This is a genomic window from Celeribacter indicus (genome assembly GCF_000819565.1).
GTDB classification, from domain to species: domain Bacteria; phylum Pseudomonadota; class Alphaproteobacteria; order Rhodobacterales; family Rhodobacteraceae; genus Celeribacter; species Celeribacter indicus.
In genome coordinates this window covers 3,648,882-3,668,053 of record NZ_CP004393.1, presented here as the reverse complement: position 1 = coordinate 3,668,053, position 19,172 = coordinate 3,648,882, and the positions used below count along the sequence as shown (strand labels likewise).

The window sequence follows — 19,172 nt, the reverse complement described above, 5'->3', positions numbered from 1 at the left end:
GGCTTTCGCGCAGTAACGCGAGGCCGATGCAGGACGGATGTCCGATGCAGCGTGCCGCCCGCCGCGTGGCGTTGTCAGCTGACAATCGTGCGGGCCCTTTGGGATTGAGAGACCATGGCGGGGACCCTGTTTTCCTCGGGCGATCTGGCGGTGGACCGCCGGGCGTCCTTTGCCGAAACCCTGGCGCATCTGGGCGATCTGGCCGGAGCGATCGAGACGCTCTCGGGGGCGCTGTCGCTGGCGCCCTCCTGGGCTGCCGGGTGGTTCCGGCTCGGGGAATGGCTCGAGTCGGCCGGGGACACCGCGGCGGCCTGCGAGGCCTGGGACGAGGCGGTGCGGGCCGATCCCGCCGACGCGCTCGGCGCCGGGCTGAAACGCGATCTCGCGCGGCGGGTCCCGGTCGTGGAGGCGATGCCGCCGGCCTTCGTGGAACTGCTTTTCGACCAGTATGCGCCGAGATTCGAGCACTCCCTGCGGGACAAGCTCGCCTATCGCGGGCCGGAGGTGCTTCTGGACAGCCTGCGGCGCGCGGGGCGGACGCGGTTCGGATCCGTGCTCGATCTCGGCTGCGGCACCGGGCTTATGGGGGCGGCGATCCGGCCCTTCTGCGACCGGCTCTCGGGCTATGACCTCTCCGACGGCATGCTCGTGGAAGCGGAGCGGAAGGGCATCTACACCCTTCTGGAAAAGCGCGATATTTCCCGGCTCGAGGTCGGGGCGGAGCGCTACGACCTGATCCTCGCCGCCGATGTGTTCAACTATCTGGGCGCGCTCGAGCGGGTGGTGGCGTGGTGTGCGGGATCGCTCGCCGACGAGGGCGTCCTGGCCTTCACCGTGGAGGCGGGGGAGGTGCCGGTGCACCTGCGCGAGAGCCGTCGCTTCGCCCATTCCCGCGCCTATGTGGAGACGCTGCTCGCCGATGCGGGATTCGCCGCCGTGCAGGTCACGCCCTGCGTCCTGCGCGAGGAACGCGGCATGCCGGTGGAGGGGTTCGCCGTCGTGGCCGCCGGTCCCATCGCGCGGCTCGACCGGGAAGGGGACGGCGACGTGATGGCGCACGCCTGAGGGCGGGGCCGGGCCTTGGGGCAATGGAACCTGCGGCAACGGAAAACGCCCGCGGACATCCGCGGGCGTTCGGTGTTTCGACGTTCCGAAGGGTCGGAACTCAGGCGAGCGCGAGGTTCACGGCGCTTTCGCGGCCGTCACGGCCGGCTTCGATGTCGAAGGTGACCTTCGCGCCATCGGCCAGGCCGTTGAGGCCGGAACGCTCGACGGCGGAGATGTGGACGAACACGTCCTTGTTGCCGCCTTCGGGCTGGATGAAGCCGAAGCCTTTGGTGGAATTGAACCATTTCACGGTGCCAGTGGCCATCGTGTGTACTCCTGGGTCTATGCCGCTCGCGGAAGTGCAGCGGCCCGGCGTCGTCAGGGATCGTTTCGATGACTGTGGCCGGTGAAGGGGTACAGAAGGGTCGAAAGAAATAACGTAGCAACAGGATGTATATCAGGTTTTCGCCCCCCATGACAGCAAAATCGGCGGGGTGAGCGGAAAGGTGTCGGTGGGGGGAGCGACAGGAAAGACGAGCTTCAGTTTCCATTAAGGTCTGGCTGTTAAGGTCACGATGGTTTTCCCCGGAGACCGGCCATGCAGTTCACGCCCGCCCGACTCAGAACAGCCTTCGCGCCGTCTGTGGCTACAACCGGCAAGTCGCTCGATCTGGCGGCCATGAAGGCCGCGCAGGGGCAGACGGTGCATGCCGTGCACAGGGCCGAGCTCACGGCCCCGGCCGATCCGGGCGGCCGTGCCCTCCGGGAGGAGAAGGCGTTCGACCATCTCGTCCGCTGCGTATGGACCTCTACGTCAACGCGGAATACCTGGCGGAATACCTGAAGGTTACCTTCGGCATCGAAGGGCCGATTGTGGAGGAACTCGGCGGCAAGCTGGAAATCCGCGCCTTCGACATCGAATATGGCGGTGAAACCATCGCCCGCTCCGTCGGAGGCGGAAGCATCGCGCCCTGCCGTGCGGACGGCACCCTGGAACTGGACCGGCTGGGCTGAGCCACGCCGCGCACACCCCGGCCTGGTCAGTCTGGCGGTGTCACCGGACGCTTACGCGACAAAAGCGCCCAAGGGCGCTTTTGGACGTGGCTTCACCCGAAAAGGGAAACCCCGGATTTATCTGGAAAATTTCTTATACTTCAACCGCTTCGGCTCAAGCGCATCCGGCCCGAGCCGCCGTTTCTTGTCTTCCTCATAATCCTCGAAGTTGCCTTCGAACCATTCCACGTGGGCGTCGCCCTCAAAAGCGAGGATATGCGTGCAGATGCGGTCGAGGAAGAAACGGTCGTGGGAGATCACCACGGCGCAGCCGGCGAAGTCGGTCAGGGCGTCTTCCAGCGCGCGCAACGTTTCGACGTCCAGATCGTTGGTCGGTTCGTCGAGCAGCAACACGTTGCCGCCCGATTTCAACAGCCGCGCCATGTGCACACGGTTGCGTTCGCCGCCCGACAGCACGCCGACCTTCTTCTGCTGATCGCCGCCCTTGAAGTTGAAGGCGGAGCAATAGGCGCGGCCGTTCATTTCGGCATCCCCAAGCGCGATGACCTGTTGCCCGTCAGAGATGGCTTCGAACACGGTGGCGTTCGGGTCGAGATCGTCGCGGGACTGGTCGACATAGCTGAGTTTCACCGTGTCGCCGTATTCGACGGTCCCGGCGTCGGGCTCGAGCTGGCCGGTGAGCATGCGGAAAAGCGTCGATTTGCCGGCGCCGTTCGGACCGATGACGCCGACGATGCCGCCCGGCGGCAGGGAGAAATCGAGCCCTTCGATCAACTGCTTGTCGCCCATGTGTTTCGAGAGGCCATGCACCTCGATCACCTTGGCGCCGAGGCGCGGGCCGTTCGGGATGACGATCTGCGCGCGGGTGATCTTGTCGCGCTCGGATTGCGAGGCCAAATCGTTGTAGCGGTCGATCCGGGCCTTTTGCTTGGCCTGACGGGCTTTCTGACCCTGACGCATCCAGTCAAGCTCGCGTTCGAGGGTCTTCTGACGGGCCTTGTCTTCCCTGGCTTCCTGTTCGAGCCGCTTGGCCTTCTGTTCGAGCCAGGCGGAATAGTTGCCCTCGTAAGGAATGCCGCGGCCGCGGTCGAGCTCGAGAATCCAGCCGGTGATGTCATCGAGGAAATAGCGGTCGTGGGTGACGATCAGGATCGTGCCCTTGTACTCGATGAGGTGCTGTTGCAGCCAGGCGATGGTCTCGGCGTCGAGGTGGTTGGTCGGTTCGTCGAGCAGCAGCATGTCGGGCGCCTCGAGCAGCAGCTTGCAGAGCGCGACGCGGCGTTTCTCACCGCCCGAAAGCGTGGTGACATCGGCATCGTCGGGCGGGCAGCGCAGGGCCTCCATGGAGACGTCGATCTGACTGTCGAGATCCCAGAGGTTCTGGGCGTCGATCTCGTCCTGGAGCGTCGCCATCTCCTCGGCGGTCTCGTCCGAGTAGTTCATCGCGAGTTCGTTGTAACGGTCGAGGATCGCCTTTTTCTCCGCCACACCCAGCATGACGTTGCCGCGCACGTCCAGAGACGGGTCGAGCTCCGGCTCCTGCGGCAGGTAGCCGACCTTGGCCCCCTCGGCGGCCCAGGCCTCGCCCTGATAATCCTTGTCGATGCCGGCCATGATGCGCATGAGGGTGGATTTACCGGTGCCGTTGACACCGACCACCCCGATCTTGACGCCGGGGAGGAAAGAGAGGCGGATGTTCTCGAAGACCTTCTTGCCGCCGGGGTAGGTCTTGGACACGCCGTCCATGTGGTAGACGTATTGATAGGCTGCCATGGGAGGGCTCCTTGGGAATGCGGGTTTGGGCCTAGATAGCGAAGAGATCGGGGAGGGGCAATTGGGATGGGAAAGAGTTTGAGCGATCTGGGGATCGGCAAAACCGAGCTGTTGCGGGGCGTGGATGCCATGGCGGAGCGGCACTTCGCACCGAGCCAATGGTCGGGGAAGGTTTATCTCTTCGACCCGCGGACGGGGCGGCCCTGGGACCTCAAGATTGCCCTGCGCGTGACCGCCGGGCTCTGCGGTGTCGCCCTGCCCGAGGGGTTCACCTCGGACCGGTATCGCAGGGACGTGCTGCGTGCGGGGCTGTCCTAGATCGTTTTCGACACCGACGCCCGCCGCAGGCTGGGCGTGTCCGGTTTCGATCCGGAGGAGATGGCCGATGCTCATACTCTCTTTGAACCGGACGGGCCGCCGCGACGGGTCGATGCCGGGGGGACGGTGTTCCGCCTCGCGGAGGGCGGGGAGCAGGAGACCGGGCTCATCGGCTATGAGACACGGCTGGCACGGACCCACCGCGTCTGGGAACGGCGCGGCACCAGCACGCGGCGGGTCAAGGAGATCAGGGGCCTGGTCTGCGAAGGCTGCGGGCTCGATGCCGAGGCGCGTTTCGGCCGCGGGATCGCGATGAGCTGCATGGAGGCGCATCATCTCTCCCCTGTCGCCCGGATGCCGGAGGAGGAGCGTCCCGTCCGTGCGGAGGAGTTCGCGGTTCTGTGCCCGACATGCCATCGCGTGAGTCACCGTCTCGACCGGCCCGACGATCTCGAGGGGCTCAGGGCCATCGTCCAGAGATCCAGCCTCACACCCGCTTTTCGAAGAACAGGTCCGGGTAGGGATCGTCGTTGAACCGCCCGATCTCCGTCCAGCCGGTGCGGCGATAGAGCTGTGCCGCTTCCGGCAGGGCGGAGTTGGTGTCGAGCCGCAGGGTCGTGACGTCCAGGCTGCGGGCGCGGGTTTCGATCTCGTGCATCAGCCGTTTCGCCAGTCCCAGCCCGCGTGCGGCGGGGGCGGTCCAGAGGCGCTTGATTTCCGCATATCCCTTGTCCGTGCCCTTGAGGCCGACGCAGCCGGAGGGCAGGCCGTCGGACAGGGCGACGAGGAAGGCGCCGCGGGGCGGGCGCATGTCGGACGCGTCGAGGCGGGCGGCCCTGGCCGGGTCGAAGCCCATGTCGAACCGCGCCGCCAGTTCGGCATAATAGCTTTCGAGGCAATGGAGCGCGGCGGGGCTGTCTGGGTCGGCCTCGCGCAGTTCGATCCGGTCGCGGCCGAGCGCGGAGGCGACGAGGTCCATGGCCGCGAGCAGGCGGTCGGGATGCGGGTGGCGGTCGAGCAGCAGCCGGGCGCGGTCGTCGGAAAGCCGTTCGTATGCGGCATATTCCGCATGGCCCGCCTCGGTGAGGGCGGCGATCCGGCGGCGGCGGTCGCGGCGATCCTCGACGAGGGCGATCAGGCCCTCTTCCTCGAGACCGCGCAGCAGGCGGGAGAGCAGGCCGGTGTCGAGCTCCAGCGCCTCCCGGATATCGGACACGCTGCGCCCCGCGGGGCCGATCGCGTTGAGCACGCGCGCCGCGCCGATCGGGCGGCCGCGGCCGAGAAAGCTCTGGTCGAGCACACCGGTTTCCGTGGTGACGGCGCGGTTGAAACGGCGGATGCGGGAGACGGGATCGGAATACATGTTTGACCTGTGTCAGATACTTTACCTGACTTAAGTCAGTCAAATCCCGCCGTCAATCCTTCACAATTGACAGATGCGGCGGGGCCGGTCATGGAAAACGGAATGCGCCATCATTTGCCATACGCCCGCGCCGGTCAGGTCGTCGGCCTGCTCGGGGGATCCTTCGATCCCTCGCATGAGGGGCATGTGCATATCACGGAAATCGCGCTGAAACGCTTTGCGCTCGACCGGGTGTGGTGGCTGGTGAGCCCCGGCAACCCGCTGAAGGCCGAGGGCCCGGCGCCGATGGCGCGCCGTCTCGACCATGCGCGCCGGCTGATGGTGCATCCGCGTGTCGAGGTGACGGATCTCGAGGCGCGGATCGGCACGCGCTATACGGCGGCGACGCTGAGCGCGATCCGCGACCTCTATCCGGGCGTCACCTTCGTCTGGCTGATGGGCGCGGACAACCTCGCGCAGTTCCACCTCTGGCAGGGGTGGCGCGGCATCATGATGACGACGCCGGTGGGGGTGATCGCGCGGCCGGGCCCGCGCGGGGCGGCCATCCATTCCGTCGCGGCGCGGACCTTCTCGGCCGCGCGGCTGCCGGGGCGCGCCTCCCGCCTCCTCGGGCGGCTCGATCCGCCCTGCTGGTGCTATATCGACGTGCCGATGTCGGATGCCTCCTCGACCGCGATCCGCGCCAGGGGCGACTGGTCGCGGGTGTGAGGGCCGGGGCGGACCGGTGCGGGGCGGCGGGGGAATGCCGCGCGGGGAGGCTTGCCTGCGGCGGCGCGGCCATGTTTACTCGCGGCAGGATATGGAGAAGCGGGGAGCGGCGGGACGGGCATGCGGCTGGGCCGGCGGATGATGTTGGGGCTGATGCTGGGCGGGGTCGCCCGCACGGCGTTCGGGGAGGAGGTGACGGTCTCCCCCTATCCGAAGGCGCGGCCGGAGGGGCTTCAGACGCGCGCGATTCCCTCCGGCGAGGATCTCGTCGCGAAGGCGGGGCTCGGCGGGGCGGTCGCCTATGCGGTGGCGGAGGCGGCGACGGGGGAGATGCTCGAGGTGCGCAACCCGCTCCTGCGCCTGCCGCCCGCCTCGGTGGCAAAGACGGTGACGGCGCTCTACGCGCTCGACCACCTCGGGGCGGAGCACCGTTTCGTCACGCGGGTGATCGCGACCGGGCCGGTGCGCGAGGGCATCGTCCAGGGCGACCTGGTGCTTGCCGGCGGCGGCGATCCCACGCTCGACACGGATGGGCTCGGCCTGCTCGCCGAACAACTGGCGGAGGCGGGCATCCGCGGCGTGAGCGGCGCGTTCCGGCTTTATGACGGCGCGCTGCCGCGGGTGGCGCAGATCGACGGGGAACAGACGGAATATGCCGGATACAACCCGACGATCGGCGGGCTGAACGTCAATTTCAACCGGGTGCATTTCGAATGGCGGCGGCAGGGGGAGGATTACAGCCTGCGGATGGACGCACGCGCCGAACGCTTCGCCCCGGACGTGCAGGTCGCGCGGGTGCGGATCTCCACGCGCGATGCGCCGGTCTTCGACCACGAGCCGGGGGAGGAGCGCGACGAATGGACCGTGGCGCGGGCGGCGCTGGGCAATGGCGGCGCGCGCTGGCTGCCGGTGCGCCTGCCGACGGTCTATGCCGGCGAGGTGTTCCGCGCGGTGGCCGCGCAGCAGGGCGTGACGCTCGATCACGGCACGCGGGTGGAGGCGCTGCCGGAGGGCCGGGAGGTGGCGCGGCTCGAGAGCGCGCCGCTGACGGTGGTGGTGCGGGACATGCTGAAATATTCGACCAATCTCACGGCGGAGGTGCTGGGCCTCGCCGCCAGCCGGGCGCGGGGGCTCGGGGTGACGAGCCTGCCGGCCTCGGCCGCGGCGATGACGCATTGGGCGCGGGCGCGGCTCGGGATGCGGCACATCGACTTCGTCGACCATTCCGGGCTCGGCGGCGCCTCGGCGGTGACGGTGGCCGATCTCGTCCACATGCTGAGCGCGGAGGGGGTGGAGGCGCAGCTCGCCCCGCTGATGAAGCCGGTGCCGATGCGCGATGCCCAGGGCAACGTGATGCGCGATCCGCCGGCCCAGGTCCATGCGAAGACGGGGACGCTCGATTTCGTCTCCACGCTGGCGGGCTATGCGGAGGCGGCGGGCGGGCGGCGCATGGCCTTCGCGATCTTCGCCGCCGATCTCGACCGGCGGGCGGCGGCGAAGGCCGCGGGCGTGGAGATCCCGCAGGGCGCGCGCGGCTTCAACGGCGGCGCGAAACGGCTGCAACAGGCGCTGCTCGGGCGCTGGGCGGGGCTTTACGGCGGCTAAGGCGGCGAAATCGCCTGACCCCGGTCAGCTATCCGTGTGGAAAGTCATGTAGCGCGCCCGCGCCCCGCGTTCGATGGCGGCGGCGTGCAGGCGGTCGATGTCGAGTTCGTAGCGGATCTCCTCGAGCAGGCGCAGCTCCGCCTCGTAGGTGTGCAGGTCGGAGGCGGCCACGTCGCAGGCGAGCGCATAGGCGGTCTCGAACAGATAGGCGGGCAGGTTGCCCCGGATCAGCCCGAAGAGCGCGTCGAGCCCGTCCTCCTCCCCGAAGAGATCGAAGACGGTGGAGGACACGGTCTTGATCCGGTCGGCATCGTAGCCGGCGAAGATCGGGAGGTGGTTCACGATATTCTCGATGGTCACGAGCTCCGCGGTGCGCATCGTCTCGTCGGACATGGACTGGGCGATCATGACGGCGACGAGGCAGTCCTGGGCCGTGAGCGAATGGGGAATATCGTTCATATGTCTGCTCCTGAGGGGCGTTTCGGGGCGAACAATATTGACGGAAAGCCTCCTGTTCAATAGGAAGCGGGGCTTGCGGGGAGGCCCCCTGCGCCACAAGAGGATTGCCTGACATGACTGACCTGCGCGACGCTGGTATGAGCTCGAAAGCCTGGCCCTTCGATGAGGCCCGGAAGGTTCTCAAACGGTACGAGCAATCCGGGGACAGGAAGGGCTATGTGCTTTTCGAGACGGGCTATGGACCGTCGGGCCTGCCGCATATCGGGACCTTCGGGGAGGTGCTGCGCACGACGATGATCCGCCGCGCCTTCGAGGTGATCTCGGACGTGCCGACGCGGCTGATCTGTTTTTCCGACGATCTCGACGGGATGCGCAAGGTGCCGTCCAACGTGCCCAACCAGGAGATGCTGCACGCGCATGCGCAGAAGCCGCTGACCTCCGTCCCCGACCCGTTCGGGGAATACGAGAGCTTCGGGCATCACAACAACGCGATGCTGCGCCGGTTCCTCGACACGTTCGGTTTCGATTATGAATTCTATTCGGCGACGGAATTCTACAGGTCGGGGCAGTTCGACGCGGTGCTGAAGCGCGCGGTCGAGAAATACGACGAGGTGATGAAGGTCATGCTGAAGTCGCTGCGCGAGGAGCGTCAGCAGACCTATTCCATCTTCCTGCCGATTCACCCGGAAACGGGCCGCGTGCTTTACGTGCCGATGAAGGAGGTGAACGCGCAGGACTACACGATCACCTTCGACGACGAGGAGGGGCGCGAGTGGACCCTGCCGGTGACGGGCGGGCATGTGAAGCTCCAGTGGAAGCCGGATTTCGGCGCGCGCTGGGCGGCGCTGGGTGTGGATTTCGAGATGTACGGCAAGGACCATTCGACCAACACGCCGATCTACGACCGGATCTGCGAGATCCTCGGCGGGGTGAAGCCCGAGCATTTCACCTATGAGCTGTTCCTCGACGCGAATGGCGAGAAGATTTCCAAGTCGAAGGGCAACGGCCTGTCGATCGACGAATGGCTGACCTATGCCTCCACCGAAAGCCTGGCCTATTTCATGTACCAGAAGCCGAAGACGGCGAAGCGGCTGCATTTCGACGTGATCCCGCGGATGATGGACGAATACCATCAGCAGCTCCGCGCCTATCCCGAACAGGATGCGGCGCAGCGGGTGAACAACCCGGTCTTCCATATCCACGGTGCCGATGTGCCGGCCTCGGACATGGTGGTGCCCTTCACCATGCTGCTGAACCTCGCCTCGGTCGCGGGGGCGGAGGAGAAGGAACAGCTCTGGGGCTTCATCCGGCGCTATGCGCCCGACGCCTCGCCGGCGCACAACCCGCAGCTCGACGCCGCGGCGGGCTATGCGGTGCGCTACTACAACGACTTCGTGAAGCCGGAAAAGGTCTTCCGCGCGCCGACCGGCCAGGAACGCGCGGCGATGGAGGATCTGAAGGCGGCCTTCGGTGCCGAGGATCTCGCGCTCGTGCAGATCGCGCAGAAGAACGCCGCGATGGGCATCAGCGAGCCGCTGCCCGAGGCGGATTTCACCGATGGCGATTTCCTCCAGTCCATCGTCTTCGCGGTGGGCAAGAACCACGGGTTCGAGAATCTGCGCGACTGGTTCAAGGCGCTCTACGAGGTGCTCCTGGGGCAGTCGCAGGGTCCGCGTTTCGGTTCCTTCGCGGCGCTCTACGGCGTGGAGGAGACGATCGCGCTCATCGACCGGGGGCTGGCGGGAGAGCTGGCCTGAGCGGCGCGCGGGATTTCGCTCACGCAGGGCTCACGCGCTGTTGATCCGACCCTCCGCCGGGCTAGTATGGGGCCAATTGCGGAGGGTCTTTTCATGTCCGGTGCACGTCTTCTCGCGCTCCTGCTCGCCTGTCTGAGCCCGTTCGCCGCCATGGCGGATGCGGTCGAGGACGTCATTTCCGACCAGCTTCGCGCCTTCCAGGCGCGCGACGTGACGGCGGCGTGGGACCACGCCAGCCCGGCGATCCGGCGCGCCTTCGGCTCGCCCGAGCGGTTCGGGGAAATGGTCGCGGGCGGCTATGCGACGATCTGGAACAATGACGTGGTGTGCTTCGGCCTGCGGATGGTGCAGGCGGGGCGGGTGCGCCAGACGGTGATCGTGACGGACCGCGCCGGCGCATCGCAGGTCTTCGACTACGACCTCGTGGAGACCGGGGGCGGCTGGAAGATCAACGGCGTGCGCCCGCTTGCGCGCGACAGCGACGCGGCCTGAAACGCGGCCGGGCCGCGCGCGCCCTCATTCGGTGAGCCAGTGCGTCCACCAGGCGGACCAGCGCGCCGCCAGCGCCTCCGGCGTGTCCGCGAGCAGGCGCCCGCCCATGTGGAAGGCGGTCCTTTCCTGATCACGGGCGCGCGCCGCGAGGGAGGCCTCGAGCCCGGCGAGGCTGTCGCCGGAGAGCCCCGCCGCCCGCGCCTCCTGCGCCAGCACGGCAAGGTCGTGATGCGCGCCCAGAAGCTCGCCCAGCCGGTCGGCGAGCCTGTCATGCGCCTTGATCGCCTCGGGCCAGACCGGCCTGAGGATCTTGCCGTGATACCAGTGGTATTTCACATGCTTGCGCCAGGTGTGGAAATCCTCCGTGTCGCGGCTCCTGCGGGCCTTTTCCATCGCCTTCCGGGCGGCGCCATAGGTTTTTCCGAGGCCGGGAAAGATCGCCTTCGCGCCTTTGTGGCCGAGGGTCCAGTCGCCGCTCGCCTCCCGCAGCTCCCGCAGGTCGACGCGGACCCCGGCCAGAAGCGGCCCGGCCTCCGCGTCGGAATAGGCGCGGTCGCGGGCCGCGCGCAGCTCGGCGCGGTAGTCGGCGAGCAGATCGTCCTGCACCGAGAAATCGCGCACGAGCTGGTCGAGCGTGTCGAGCCGCACCTTCGCGTCGCGCAGCGGCGAGAGCTTGCGCCCGGTGTCGCGCAGCGCGGCATTGGCGGCATCGTAGCCGGGGAAATCGGGCCGGACGAGCCGGATCAGGCCGCGCAGCTCCTTGATGCGCTTGCGGATGTCGTGGACCGCCTCGAAACGCTCCTCGACGCCCTGGGCCTCGGTCGCCTCGAGCGCGGTGTCGAGGCGGTCGGCGGCCATGCGGCGCAGCGCGTCGGTCATGGTCGGGTCTTTCCTGCGGATGTGATAGGCCATGCGTTCTCCTTCGGACGCAAGAGATAGGCCCGAACATGTAACCGGGCAATGACAGGGGCATGGCGCCCGGTGTTGCGTCCGCAGCGCCCCCTGCGCGCGCCCGCTTAAGCGCGTGGTGACGCCGGTGCTGTAGAACCCTTCCATCCCGCGGCGAGAGACCGCGGTGCAGGATGTGAAAGGGGTTGCGATGAACAAGGCGATGACTGACGGGCTGGTGCTGATGCCGCCGGCCTTTGCGGAGGGGCTCGGCCGGTGGTCGAGCGAGGATGGAACGCCGGGCTCGGCGCGCTACGAGGGCGCGCCCAATGCGGCTCTCGTCGCGGCGGATGCGGATTTCGGCGGCTGTCTCGAACTCGTCAAGACAGGCCCGGTGACGAAGCTGCGCTATATGGGCGAGACGCCGCTGCGGCCGGGGATGTACCTGAAGATCACCGCGCGGGTGAAGGCGGTGGCGGGCAACCTTCCGACGCTGCGGATCGCGGGATGGGCGGGGAGCGCCGCCCTGTCGCATGTTCCGGGGCTGACGGAGACGGGGCCGGAGGTCGCGCTCACCGCCTATGGCGAGGTGGTGGAGGTCTCCGCCATCGTCGGGTCCGGCGTGCGGGGCGGGGTGGCGATGCCCTGGGGGATGCAGGCGGTCTACGGCCATTTCGGGCTCGACCTGACCGGGCCGACCGGCGGCACGGTGCGGATCGACGACCTCGCGATCGAGGACGTGTCGCATTATTTCCTTGCCGACAGCTCGGGGGTGATCGACCTGCGCGACTATGGCGCGGTGGGCGACGGGGTGACCGACTGCCACGCCGCCTTCCAGGCCGCCGACGCGGCGGCAGAGGGGCGCCGGATCCTCGTGCCCGCCGGCCGCTATCGCATCGGCAGCACCCTTTCGATGCGCAGCGAGGTGACCTTCGACGGGACGCTGGTGATGCCCGCGGCGGCGCGGCTGACCTTGCAGCGCGAATTTCACCTCAACAGCTATATCGACGCCTTCGGCGACGAGCTCACCGGATTCAGGAAGGCGCTCCAGGCGCTGTTCTACTATTCGGATCACGACAGCCTCGACATGTGCGGGCGCCGGATCGAGCTCAGCGAGCCGCTCGACGTGGCGGCGATCACCGGCGCGAGCACGCTCGAGGTGCGGCGGGTGATCCGCAACGGGCAGATCAACGCGGTCGAGAGCGGCGCGTGGGAGACCGCCTTCGTCACCTCCACCGCCTCCTATTCGGCCGCCGCGCCGCGCAGGCTGACCAATGTCGCCAATGTGGCCAATATCGCGGTCGGCGCCCTCGTCACCGGAACCGGCGTCGGGCGCGAGGTCTATGTGCGCGAGGTCAACATCGGAGCGCAGACGATCACGCTGAGCCAGCCGCTCCATGCGGCGAAGGCGACGCAGAGCTATACCTTCACGCGGTTTCGCTACTGTTTCGACTTCTCGGGCCTGTCAAAACTGTCGCAATTCGCCTTTTCCGACGTGGAATTCCTGTGCAACGGCCGCGCCTCCGCGGTGATGCTCGCGCCCGCCGGCAACACGTTCCAGCTCAGGGACTGCCACATCAAGGCGCCGCGCCACCGCGGCGTGACCTCGATCGGGGAGGGCTGTCAGGACCTGCATCTCGACCGCTGCTTCTTCGTGTCGAACGAGCAGGCCGTCGCGGCGGCGGACCGGCAGTCCATCGCCTTCAACGTCAATGCCAACGACGCGAAGATCCGCGACACCCGCTTCCAGCGGTTCGGGCATACCGGCGTCCTGTTCGGCAACGGGCACCTGTTCGTCGGCAATCACTGGTTCCAGGGCGACAACGGCACGGATACGCCGCGCAAGGCGGGGATCGTCTTTACCTATCCGAACCTGAAATCGGTGATCACCGGCAACTATCTCGACAATTCCTTCATCGAGATGACGAACGAGCATGACGCGGCGCCGGAGTTCAACGCCGAATATTCCTTTGGCGGGCTGACGGTGACGGGCAACATCTTCACCGTGAACGACAGCGCGGACTCCTTTGCCTGGATCGTGGTGAAACCCTACGGGCCGGGGCATTTCATCCAGGGGCTGTCGGTGGTCAACAACACGTTCAAGTCGCTCAACGGTTCCGTCGCGCGGGTGGAGAAGGTGGACACGAGCTTCGCGGATCTCGAATACAACGCGATCCGCAACGTCACCTTCGCGGGCAACACGTTCAACGGCGTCGCGCAGAACACGATCAATCCGGTCTCGCTCGAATTCAGCCAGGGCACCGCGGCGCAGGGCTGGGTGCTCGATCCCTCGGGCTATCTGCCCTTCGGCGGCTGGGCGCGGGTGGTGGAGAGCGTCGTGTTCCGCACCCCGCTCACCGATGCCGCCGGCGCGGCGCTCCAGGAGACGCCCTGGGTCACGGCGAATTACGGGCCGGGGAGCAACCAGGTGCGGCTGAATTTCCGCACCGCCTGCAAGGGGACGGTGAATGTCGTGGTGCGGATGGACCGGCCGATCTGAGCCGGGGGCGCGGCGGGCGGCATACGGGTCCGGGCGGCGCGGGCGCCCGGACCTTCGCAGACCGGTCTCCCGCATGTGCGGTCCCTCACAGCTCCGGCGTTTCATCCGCCGGGGCGAGATCGCCGGCCGTGAGGCGGAACGCCTTGCCGAACCCGCCGTTCAGGTCCGCGGCGCGCGGCGTGAGGGTCACGAAGGAGAAATCCGGGAAATCCACGTAGAGCGCCGATTTCGGATGGTGCGAGAGCCAGGCCGAGCGGAACCCGGCGTGGCGGGGATCGTCGCGGGAGACAAACGCCGCCTCGACCTCGACCGAGAGGCGGGGGAAGGCGAGCGGATCGCCCTTCGCGGGCGGCTCGCCGAGCAGGAGGCCGGCGCGCGGCGCGGCCCTGAGCGCGGCGGTATGGGTGGCGAGGGTGGAGACGAGCGTGAGCCACGTCCCCTCCGCGTCGAGCCCGAAGGCCACGCGCGACACCCGCGGGACGCCGGTCTCGGGATCGGTCACGGCCAGCGCGGCGATCCGCGCGCCGGAGACCAGCTTGCGGGCGAGGCCGCGGGCCTCGTCGTCGGTGGGGCGGATCGGAGAGGGTCTGTCGTCGGTCATGGCGCGACGCTAGACGAGCTTGCCCGCGCTGACCAGAGGCAAGTTCGGCCCCTGCCGCGCCGGCGGGACGGGGCGGGCGGGCGCGGCAATCGCGATCCGTGGCACGGCGCTTTCATGATATGCTCGCACGGACAGGCACGACATCAGGGAGGAGACGATGCCGACGATTTCGATGGAAAAGAGCTGCCAGACGGTCCTGACCACCTTCGAGACGACGCCGGGCGCGGCGCAGGATCTCATGGAGGCGCTTCAGGCCGCCTATGCCGAGGTGATCTCGAAACAGCCGGGATTCCTCGCGGCGGCGCTGCATATCAATGATGCGCAGACGCGGATCGCGAATTATTCCCAATGGCAGCGGCGGGAGGATTACCAGGCGATGCTGCGCACCGAGGAAATGCGCCGGCGCAACCGGGAGATCAACACCATGTGCAAGACCTTCGAGCCGGTCATGTACGATGTCGCCGGGGTCTACTGACCGCCGCGGCGCTCCGCGGCTGCGCGGCGGGTAAGGCGCGGCGGGGAGCGGTGGCGGCCCGCCGCCCCCGGCGGCGCAGGCGGAGCGCGCGCCGGAACCAAACCCGCGCTTCGGCGTTCCCCTCCGAGATCGCCCGCGCGATGTCGGACCAGCAAGAGGCATGCCGCAGCTTTGACCTTCCAGGACCTGATCTCCAGAACCGAATTCTTCATTCGGCGTCTCGACTATTTCATGGTCGATATCGCCGTGATTCTTGGCGCGGTGCTCGCCGGCCTCGCCTTCAACTGGGCGCTGCGCGGGCTGATCCGCCGGGTCTATCGCGATCCCTCCCATGTCGCGCGGGTCATCATGCGTCAGGCGCTGATCCCGGCGCGGCTCATGGCGGTGTTCCTGTCGCTGATGATCGTGCTGCCGCTCGTCTCGCTGCCGTCGGTCTGGCTCGCCAATATCCGGCATGTGATGGGCATCATCTTCATCGTCACGCTCGGTTGGGCGGCCTATATCGTGGGCAACCACTTCACCACCCGCGCCATGCTGCGCTACCAGACCGACGACGAGGAAAACCTGACCGCGCGCAAGACGCTGACCCAGTTGCGCGTGCTGCGGCAGGTGATGTTCTTCGCGATCTTCCTGTTCACCGCCGGCGGCATCCTGCTGACCTTCCCCGGCGTGCGCGAGATCGGCGCGGGGCTCTTTGCCTCGGCGGGGGTCGCGGGGCTGGTGCTCGGCATCGCGGCGCGCCCGGTGCTCTCGAACGTCTTCGCGGGCATCCAGATCGCGCTCACCCAGCCGATCCGCCTCAACGACGTGGTGATCGTGGAGGGCGAATGGGGCTGGATCGAGGAGATCACCGCCACCTATGTCGTCATCCGCATCTGGGACTGGCGCAGGCTCGTGGTGCCGCTCACCTATTTCATCGAGAAACCCTTCGAGAACTGGACGCGCGACAGCACCAACGTGATCGGCGCGGTGATGTGGCGGGTGGACTACACCGCCCCCGTCGACGAGATCCGCGCGAAGGTCCAGGAATTCGTGCGCGAAAGCCCCTATTGGGACGGGCAGGTGGCGAACTTGCAGGTGACGGACAGCGCCTCCGACGTGGTCGAGTTGCGCGGGCTGATGTCGGCCCGGACCTCTCCGCGGCTCTGGGAATTGCGCTGCGAGGTGCGCGAGAAGCTCCTGACCTGGTTGCAACGCTCCTACCCGACGGCGCTGCCCCGCACCCGCGCGAGCTTTGAGATCAAGGGCGAGACGCCGGAAGGCGGCGGCCCGTTCGGGAAGATGCGGGCGGCGGAGTAGGGGGGCGCCGGGGCCAATCGGAACTGCCGAGGCATTTCCGAAAACGCCCGACCCGCCCTATGGGCGGGCGCTTTGGCATTGATCCATTGCGCCCTGATTTGTGCGCGTCGACCGAATCATCTAATATTTCCGCCGCCACAAAACAAAACTAAATGCAATAAAAATATCATCCTTTTGTTGCATTGGTGTGGTGAGCGCATTTACTCATTCTGTGACAAAGGGTCCGCCGATTTGGAAAATCTCTGCCAGCTTACTTTACCTCGACCTCGCTTTGACGACTTTACCGACCAATTTGAACGAGAGATTTGGGAAGCAAAAAAGCGAGTGCGCAGCCGAGCGACGGGTTTGAGCGAGCCTGAATCCGGTCCCGATGACTACGACATTGCGAAATGCAAGGCGCTTTCAAGAATTTACGCGGATTGTGGACACAATCTCACGATCGAGCAAAGGGACTACATCTATAGCGTTTATGGCAATGACGGGTTTCAGAAATGCCCACAGTGTCGGTTTCGCGAAGGAGTTGATTTCTAGTCACCCCTTCCGCCTCCGCCGCCCCGCGGTTCCCCCTCTCTGCCCCGGCCGTCCCGCCGTCGAGCGTCCGCTGGCCTTCTTTGCCGTGTCCACCGCCTGATCCACCGCCGTCTGCCGGGCCATCGGGTCGTCGTGGAGCACGAGGTCGACCGTCTCCAGCCGCTTGATCTCGTCGCGCAGCCGGGCCGCTTCCTCGAATTCCAGGTTCTCCGCCGCCTTGCGCATGTCGGTCTTGAGGCCGTCGAGCACGGCCTGCAAATTCTGCCCCGCCGCCGGCTTGTCGATCGTCGCGGTGACGCGGTTCATGTCCACGTCGCCCCTGTAGAGGCCGGCGAGGATGTCCTCGACATTCTTCTTCACCGTCTCGGGCGTGATGCCGTGGGCCTCGTTATAGGCCATCTGCTTCTCGCGCCGCCGGTCGGTCTCCGCCATGGCGCGTTCCATCGAGCCGGTGATCCGGTCGGCGTAGAGGATCACCCGCCCCTCGGCGTTGCGCGCGGCGCGGCCGATGGTCTGGATCAGCGAGGTTTCCGAGCGCAGGAAGCCCTCCTTGTCGGCGTCGAGAATGGCGACCAGACCGCATTCGGGAATGTCGAGCCCCTCGCGCAGCAGGTTGATCCCGATCAGCACGTCGAAGGCGCCGAGCCGCAGGTCGCGCAGGATCTCGATCCGTTCGATTGTGTCGATATCGGAGTGCATATACCGCACGCGCACCCCCTGTTCGTGCAGGTATTCTGTAAGATCCTCCGCCATGCGCTTCGTGAGCGTGGTCACGAGGACGCGGCGGCCGAGATCGGCCATCCGGCGCGCCTCGTCCAGCAGGTCGTCGACCTGCGTCTCCACCGGCCGGATCTCCACCACCGGGTCCAGAAGGCCGGTGGGGCGGATGATCTGTTCGGTGAACACGCCGCCGGTCTGTTCCAGCTCCCAGGCGGCGGGCGTGGCGGAGACGAAGACGGATTGCGGCCGCATCGCGTCCCATTCCTCGAACTTGAGCGGCCGGTTGTCCATGCAGGAGGGCAGGCGGAAGCCGTGTTCGGCGAGCGTGAACTTGCGCCGGTAGTCGCCCCGGTACATGCCGCCGATCTGCGGCACGGAGACGTGGCTCTCGTCGGCGAAGACGATGGCGGTGTCGGGGATGAATTCGAAGAGCGTGGGCGGCGGCTCGCCCGGCGCACGGCCCGTCAGGTAGCGCGAATAATTCTCGATCCCGTTGCAGAAGCCCGAGGCCTCCAGCATTTCCAGGTCGAAATTCGTCCGCTGTTCGAGCCGCTGCGCCTCCAGAAGCTTGCCCTCGTCGGTGAGCTGCGTGAGGCGCTGTTTCAGCTCGGTCCTGATGCCGGTGATCGCCTGTTTCAGCGTCGGCTTGGGCGTGACGTAGTGGGAATTGGCGTAGATGCGGATCTTTTCGAAGCCGTCGGTCTTCTTGCCGGTGAGCGGGTCGAATTCGGTGATGCTTTCCAGCTCCTCGCCGAAGAAGCTGAGCCGCCAGGCGCGGTCCTCGAGGTGGGCGGGCCAGATCTCGAGACTGTCGCCGCGCACCCGGAAGGAGCCGCGGTCGAAGGCGGCGTCGTTGCGGCGGTACTGCTGCGCCACGAGATCGCCCATGATCTGACGCTGGTCGTAGCTCTTGCCCGCCTCCAGGTCCATGGTCATCGCCATGTAGAGCTCCGGCGAGCCGAGGCCGTAGATGCAGGACACCGAGGCCACGATGATCACGTCGTCGCGTTCGAGCAGGGCCCGCGTGGCGGAGTGGCGCATGCGGTCGATCTGTTCGTTGATCTGGCTTTCCTTCTCGATGAACGTGTCCGAGCGCGGCACATAGGCCTCGGGCTGGTAATAGTCGTAATAGGAGACGAAATATTCGACCGCATTCTCGGGAAAGAAGCCCTTGAACTCGCCGTAGAGCTGGGCGGCGAGCGTCTTGTTCGGGGCGAGGACGATGGCGGGGCGCTGGGTCGCCTCGATCACCTTGGCCATGGTAAAGGTCTTGCCCGTCCCGGTCGCCCCAAGGAGCACCTGGTCGCGCTCCCCCGCCTCGATGGCCGCGGCGATCTCGGCGATGGCGGTGGGCTGGTCGCCGGAGGGCTCGAAACTGCTGTGCATGACGAAGCGTTTGCCGCCCTCGAGTTTCGGGCGGGATTTCAGCTCGGCGGCGGGCGCGCTCATCATCGGGAGATCCATGCGGGGTCCTTTGGGGGCAGGGGCAGGGGACGGTTAACAGATGATCTCTTTTTGTTCACGTTTCAAGTGTGGAGCGGCGGAGGGGGGAGGGGGGCAGGAGTGGCGCGCCTGGTCCCGGCGACTCAGGCCGGACCTTCCGCCGCCTGGGACGGGGGGTG

General features: G+C 67.0%; 18 protein-coding genes. 11 read left to right on the top strand and 7 right to left on the bottom strand.

Annotated features, from left to right (window positions below; genetic code table 11):
• Positions 1 to 114 precede the first annotated feature (114 nt).
• Complete coding sequence (locus P73_RS18085; protein ID WP_043870659.1) at positions 115 to 1,065, top strand: class I SAM-dependent methyltransferase; 951 nt, start codon at positions 115 to 117, stop codon at positions 1,063 to 1,065.
• Positions 1,066 to 1,165: 100 nt separating this feature from the next.
• Here the strand turns inward: P73_RS18085 and P73_RS18080 are convergent, their stop codons facing one another.
• Positions 1,166 to 1,372, bottom strand: coding sequence for a cold-shock protein (locus P73_RS18080; protein ID WP_043870658.1), 207 nt, complete (start codon positions 1,370 to 1,372; stop codon positions 1,166 to 1,168).
• A 476-nt stretch (positions 1,373 to 1,848) separates the two neighbouring features.
• On the opposite strand from P73_RS18080, the gene P73_RS18075 reads away from it, so the two are divergent.
• Entirely contained in the window at positions 1,849 to 2,061 is a 213-nt protein-coding gene (locus tag P73_RS18075) for a hypothetical protein (protein ID WP_043870657.1), read from the top strand.
• 117 nt (positions 2,062 to 2,178) lie between these two features.
• On the opposite strand, the gene ettA is transcribed toward P73_RS18075, so the two are convergent.
• Positions 2,179 to 3,834, bottom strand: coding sequence for an energy-dependent translational throttle protein EttA (gene ettA / locus P73_RS18070; RefSeq protein ID WP_043870656.1), 1,656 nt, complete (start codon positions 3,832 to 3,834; stop codon positions 2,179 to 2,181).
• Between the two features lie 66 nt (positions 3,835 to 3,900).
• Between ettA and P73_RS18065 the strand changes: the two genes are divergently transcribed.
• Positions 3,901 to 4,152 (top strand): hypothetical protein, encoded by a 252-nt coding sequence (locus tag P73_RS18065; RefSeq protein ID WP_139267120.1) that lies wholly within the window; start codon positions 3,901 to 3,903, stop codon positions 4,150 to 4,152.
• 36 nt (positions 4,153 to 4,188) lie between these two features.
• On the top strand, positions 4,189 to 4,686 hold the full coding sequence (locus P73_RS25745; RefSeq protein ID WP_139267119.1) for an HNH endonuclease: 498 nt from the start codon (positions 4,189 to 4,191) through the stop codon (positions 4,684 to 4,686).
• On the opposite strand, the gene P73_RS18060 is transcribed toward P73_RS25745, so the two are convergent.
• Positions 4,640 to 5,515: a GNAT family N-acetyltransferase gene (locus P73_RS18060; protein ID WP_043870654.1), complete on the bottom strand. Its 876-nt coding sequence runs from the start codon at positions 5,513 to 5,515 to the stop codon at positions 4,640 to 4,642. The two genes, P73_RS25745 and P73_RS18060, sit on opposite strands and share 47 nt — an antisense overlap.
• A 102-nt stretch (positions 5,516 to 5,617) precedes the next feature.
• On the opposite strand from P73_RS18060, the gene P73_RS18055 reads away from it, so the two are divergent.
• Complete coding sequence (locus tag P73_RS18055) at positions 5,618 to 6,223, top strand: nicotinate-nucleotide adenylyltransferase (RefSeq protein WP_043871922.1); 606 nt, start codon at positions 5,618 to 5,620, stop codon at positions 6,221 to 6,223.
• A 120-nt stretch (positions 6,224 to 6,343) separates the two neighbouring features.
• Entirely contained in the window at positions 6,344 to 7,828 is a 1,485-nt protein-coding gene (gene dacB / locus P73_RS18050; protein WP_043870653.1) for a D-alanyl-D-alanine carboxypeptidase/D-alanyl-D-alanine endopeptidase, read from the top strand.
• A 24-nt stretch (positions 7,829 to 7,852) separates the two neighbouring features.
• Here dacB and P73_RS18045 read toward each other — a convergent pair whose 3' ends face one another.
• A complete protein-coding gene (locus P73_RS18045) occupies positions 7,853 to 8,287 on the bottom strand; it encodes a tellurite resistance TerB family protein (protein WP_043870652.1) in 435 nt (144 codons plus the stop codon).
• A 113-nt stretch (positions 8,288 to 8,400) separates the two neighbouring features.
• On the opposite strand from P73_RS18045, the gene P73_RS18040 reads away from it, so the two are divergent.
• Together P73_RS18040 and P73_RS18035 are read left to right on the top strand one after the other, a co-directional pair.
• Positions 8,401 to 10,044: a lysine--tRNA ligase gene (locus P73_RS18040; protein ID WP_043870651.1), complete on the top strand. Its 1,644-nt coding sequence runs from the start codon at positions 8,401 to 8,403 to the stop codon at positions 10,042 to 10,044.
• A 93-nt stretch (positions 10,045 to 10,137) separates the two neighbouring features.
• Positions 10,138 to 10,536: a DUF4864 domain-containing protein gene (locus tag P73_RS18035; RefSeq protein ID WP_043870650.1), complete on the top strand. Its 399-nt coding sequence runs from the start codon at positions 10,138 to 10,140 to the stop codon at positions 10,534 to 10,536.
• A 24-nt stretch (positions 10,537 to 10,560) separates the two neighbouring features.
• Here P73_RS18035 and P73_RS18030 read toward each other — a convergent pair whose 3' ends face one another.
• Positions 10,561 to 11,448, bottom strand: coding sequence for a CHAD domain-containing protein (locus tag P73_RS18030; protein WP_052453397.1), 888 nt, complete (start codon positions 11,446 to 11,448; stop codon positions 10,561 to 10,563).
• Between the two features lie 163 nt (positions 11,449 to 11,611).
• Here P73_RS18030 and P73_RS18025 point away from each other — a divergent pair, with 163 nt between their 5' ends.
• Positions 11,612 to 13,924, top strand: a complete 2,313-nt coding sequence (locus P73_RS18025) for a glycosyl hydrolase family 28-related protein (RefSeq protein ID WP_338032840.1) — start codon at positions 11,612 to 11,614, stop codon at positions 13,922 to 13,924.
• An 85-nt stretch (positions 13,925 to 14,009) separates the two neighbouring features.
• On the opposite strand, the gene P73_RS18020 is transcribed toward P73_RS18025, so the two are convergent.
• Positions 14,010 to 14,525, bottom strand: coding sequence for a HugZ family pyridoxamine 5'-phosphate oxidase (locus tag P73_RS18020; RefSeq protein ID WP_043870648.1), 516 nt, complete (start codon positions 14,523 to 14,525; stop codon positions 14,010 to 14,012).
• Between the two features lie 157 nt (positions 14,526 to 14,682).
• Here P73_RS18020 and P73_RS18015 point away from each other — a divergent pair, with 157 nt between their 5' ends.
• Together P73_RS18015 and P73_RS18010 are read left to right on the top strand one after the other, a co-directional pair.
• A complete protein-coding gene (locus P73_RS18015; RefSeq protein WP_043870647.1) occupies positions 14,683 to 15,000 on the top strand; it encodes an antibiotic biosynthesis monooxygenase family protein in 318 nt (105 codons plus the stop codon).
• Between the two features lie 171 nt (positions 15,001 to 15,171).
• Positions 15,172 to 16,299, top strand: coding sequence for a mechanosensitive ion channel family protein (locus P73_RS18010; protein ID WP_052453396.1), 1,128 nt, complete (start codon positions 15,172 to 15,174; stop codon positions 16,297 to 16,299).
• Between the two features lie 531 nt (positions 16,300 to 16,830).
• Here the strand turns inward: P73_RS18010 and uvrB are convergent.
• Complete coding sequence (gene uvrB, locus P73_RS18005; protein ID WP_043870646.1) at positions 16,831 to 19,014, bottom strand: excinuclease ABC subunit UvrB; 2,184 nt, start codon at positions 19,012 to 19,014, stop codon at positions 16,831 to 16,833.
• Positions 19,015 to 19,172 lie beyond the last annotated feature (158 nt).

Excerpts from the sequence above, each read along its gene's own strand:
- P73_RS18085 (WP_043870659.1), top strand. The coding sequence starts at position 115 with ATGGCGGGGACCCTGTTTTCCTCGGGCGATCTGGCGGTGGACCGCCGG.
- P73_RS18080 (WP_043870658.1), bottom strand. The coding sequence starts at position 1,372 with ATGGCCACTGGCACCGTGAAATGGTTCAATTCCACCAAAGGCTTCGGC.
- P73_RS18075 (WP_043870657.1), top strand. The coding sequence starts at position 1,849 with ATGGACCTCTACGTCAACGCGGAATACCTGGCGGAATACCTGAAGGTT.
- ettA (WP_043870656.1), bottom strand. The coding sequence starts at position 3,834 with ATGGCAGCCTATCAATACGTCTACCACATGGACGGCGTGTCCAAGACC.
- P73_RS18065 (WP_139267120.1), top strand. The coding sequence starts at position 3,901 with ATGGGAAAGAGTTTGAGCGATCTGGGGATCGGCAAAACCGAGCTGTTG.
- P73_RS18060 (WP_043870654.1), bottom strand. The coding sequence starts at position 5,515 with ATGTATTCCGATCCCGTCTCCCGCATCCGCCGTTTCAACCGCGCCGTC.
- P73_RS18055 (WP_043871922.1), top strand. The coding sequence starts at position 5,618 with ATGCGCCATCATTTGCCATACGCCCGCGCCGGTCAGGTCGTCGGCCTG.
- dacB (WP_043870653.1), top strand. The coding sequence starts at position 6,344 with ATGCGGCTGGGCCGGCGGATGATGTTGGGGCTGATGCTGGGCGGGGTC.
- P73_RS18045 (WP_043870652.1), bottom strand. The coding sequence starts at position 8,287 with ATGAACGATATTCCCCATTCGCTCACGGCCCAGGACTGCCTCGTCGCC.
- P73_RS18040 (WP_043870651.1), top strand. The coding sequence starts at position 8,401 with ATGACTGACCTGCGCGACGCTGGTATGAGCTCGAAAGCCTGGCCCTTC.
- P73_RS18035 (WP_043870650.1), top strand. The coding sequence starts at position 10,138 with ATGTCCGGTGCACGTCTTCTCGCGCTCCTGCTCGCCTGTCTGAGCCCG.
- P73_RS18030 (WP_052453397.1), bottom strand. The coding sequence starts at position 11,448 with ATGGCCTATCACATCCGCAGGAAAGACCCGACCATGACCGACGCGCTG.
- P73_RS18020 (WP_043870648.1), bottom strand. The coding sequence starts at position 14,525 with ATGACCGACGACAGACCCTCTCCGATCCGCCCCACCGACGACGAGGCC.
- P73_RS18015 (WP_043870647.1), top strand. The coding sequence starts at position 14,683 with ATGCCGACGATTTCGATGGAAAAGAGCTGCCAGACGGTCCTGACCACC.
- uvrB (WP_043870646.1), bottom strand. The coding sequence starts at position 19,014 with ATGGATCTCCCGATGATGAGCGCGCCCGCCGCCGAGCTGAAATCCCGC.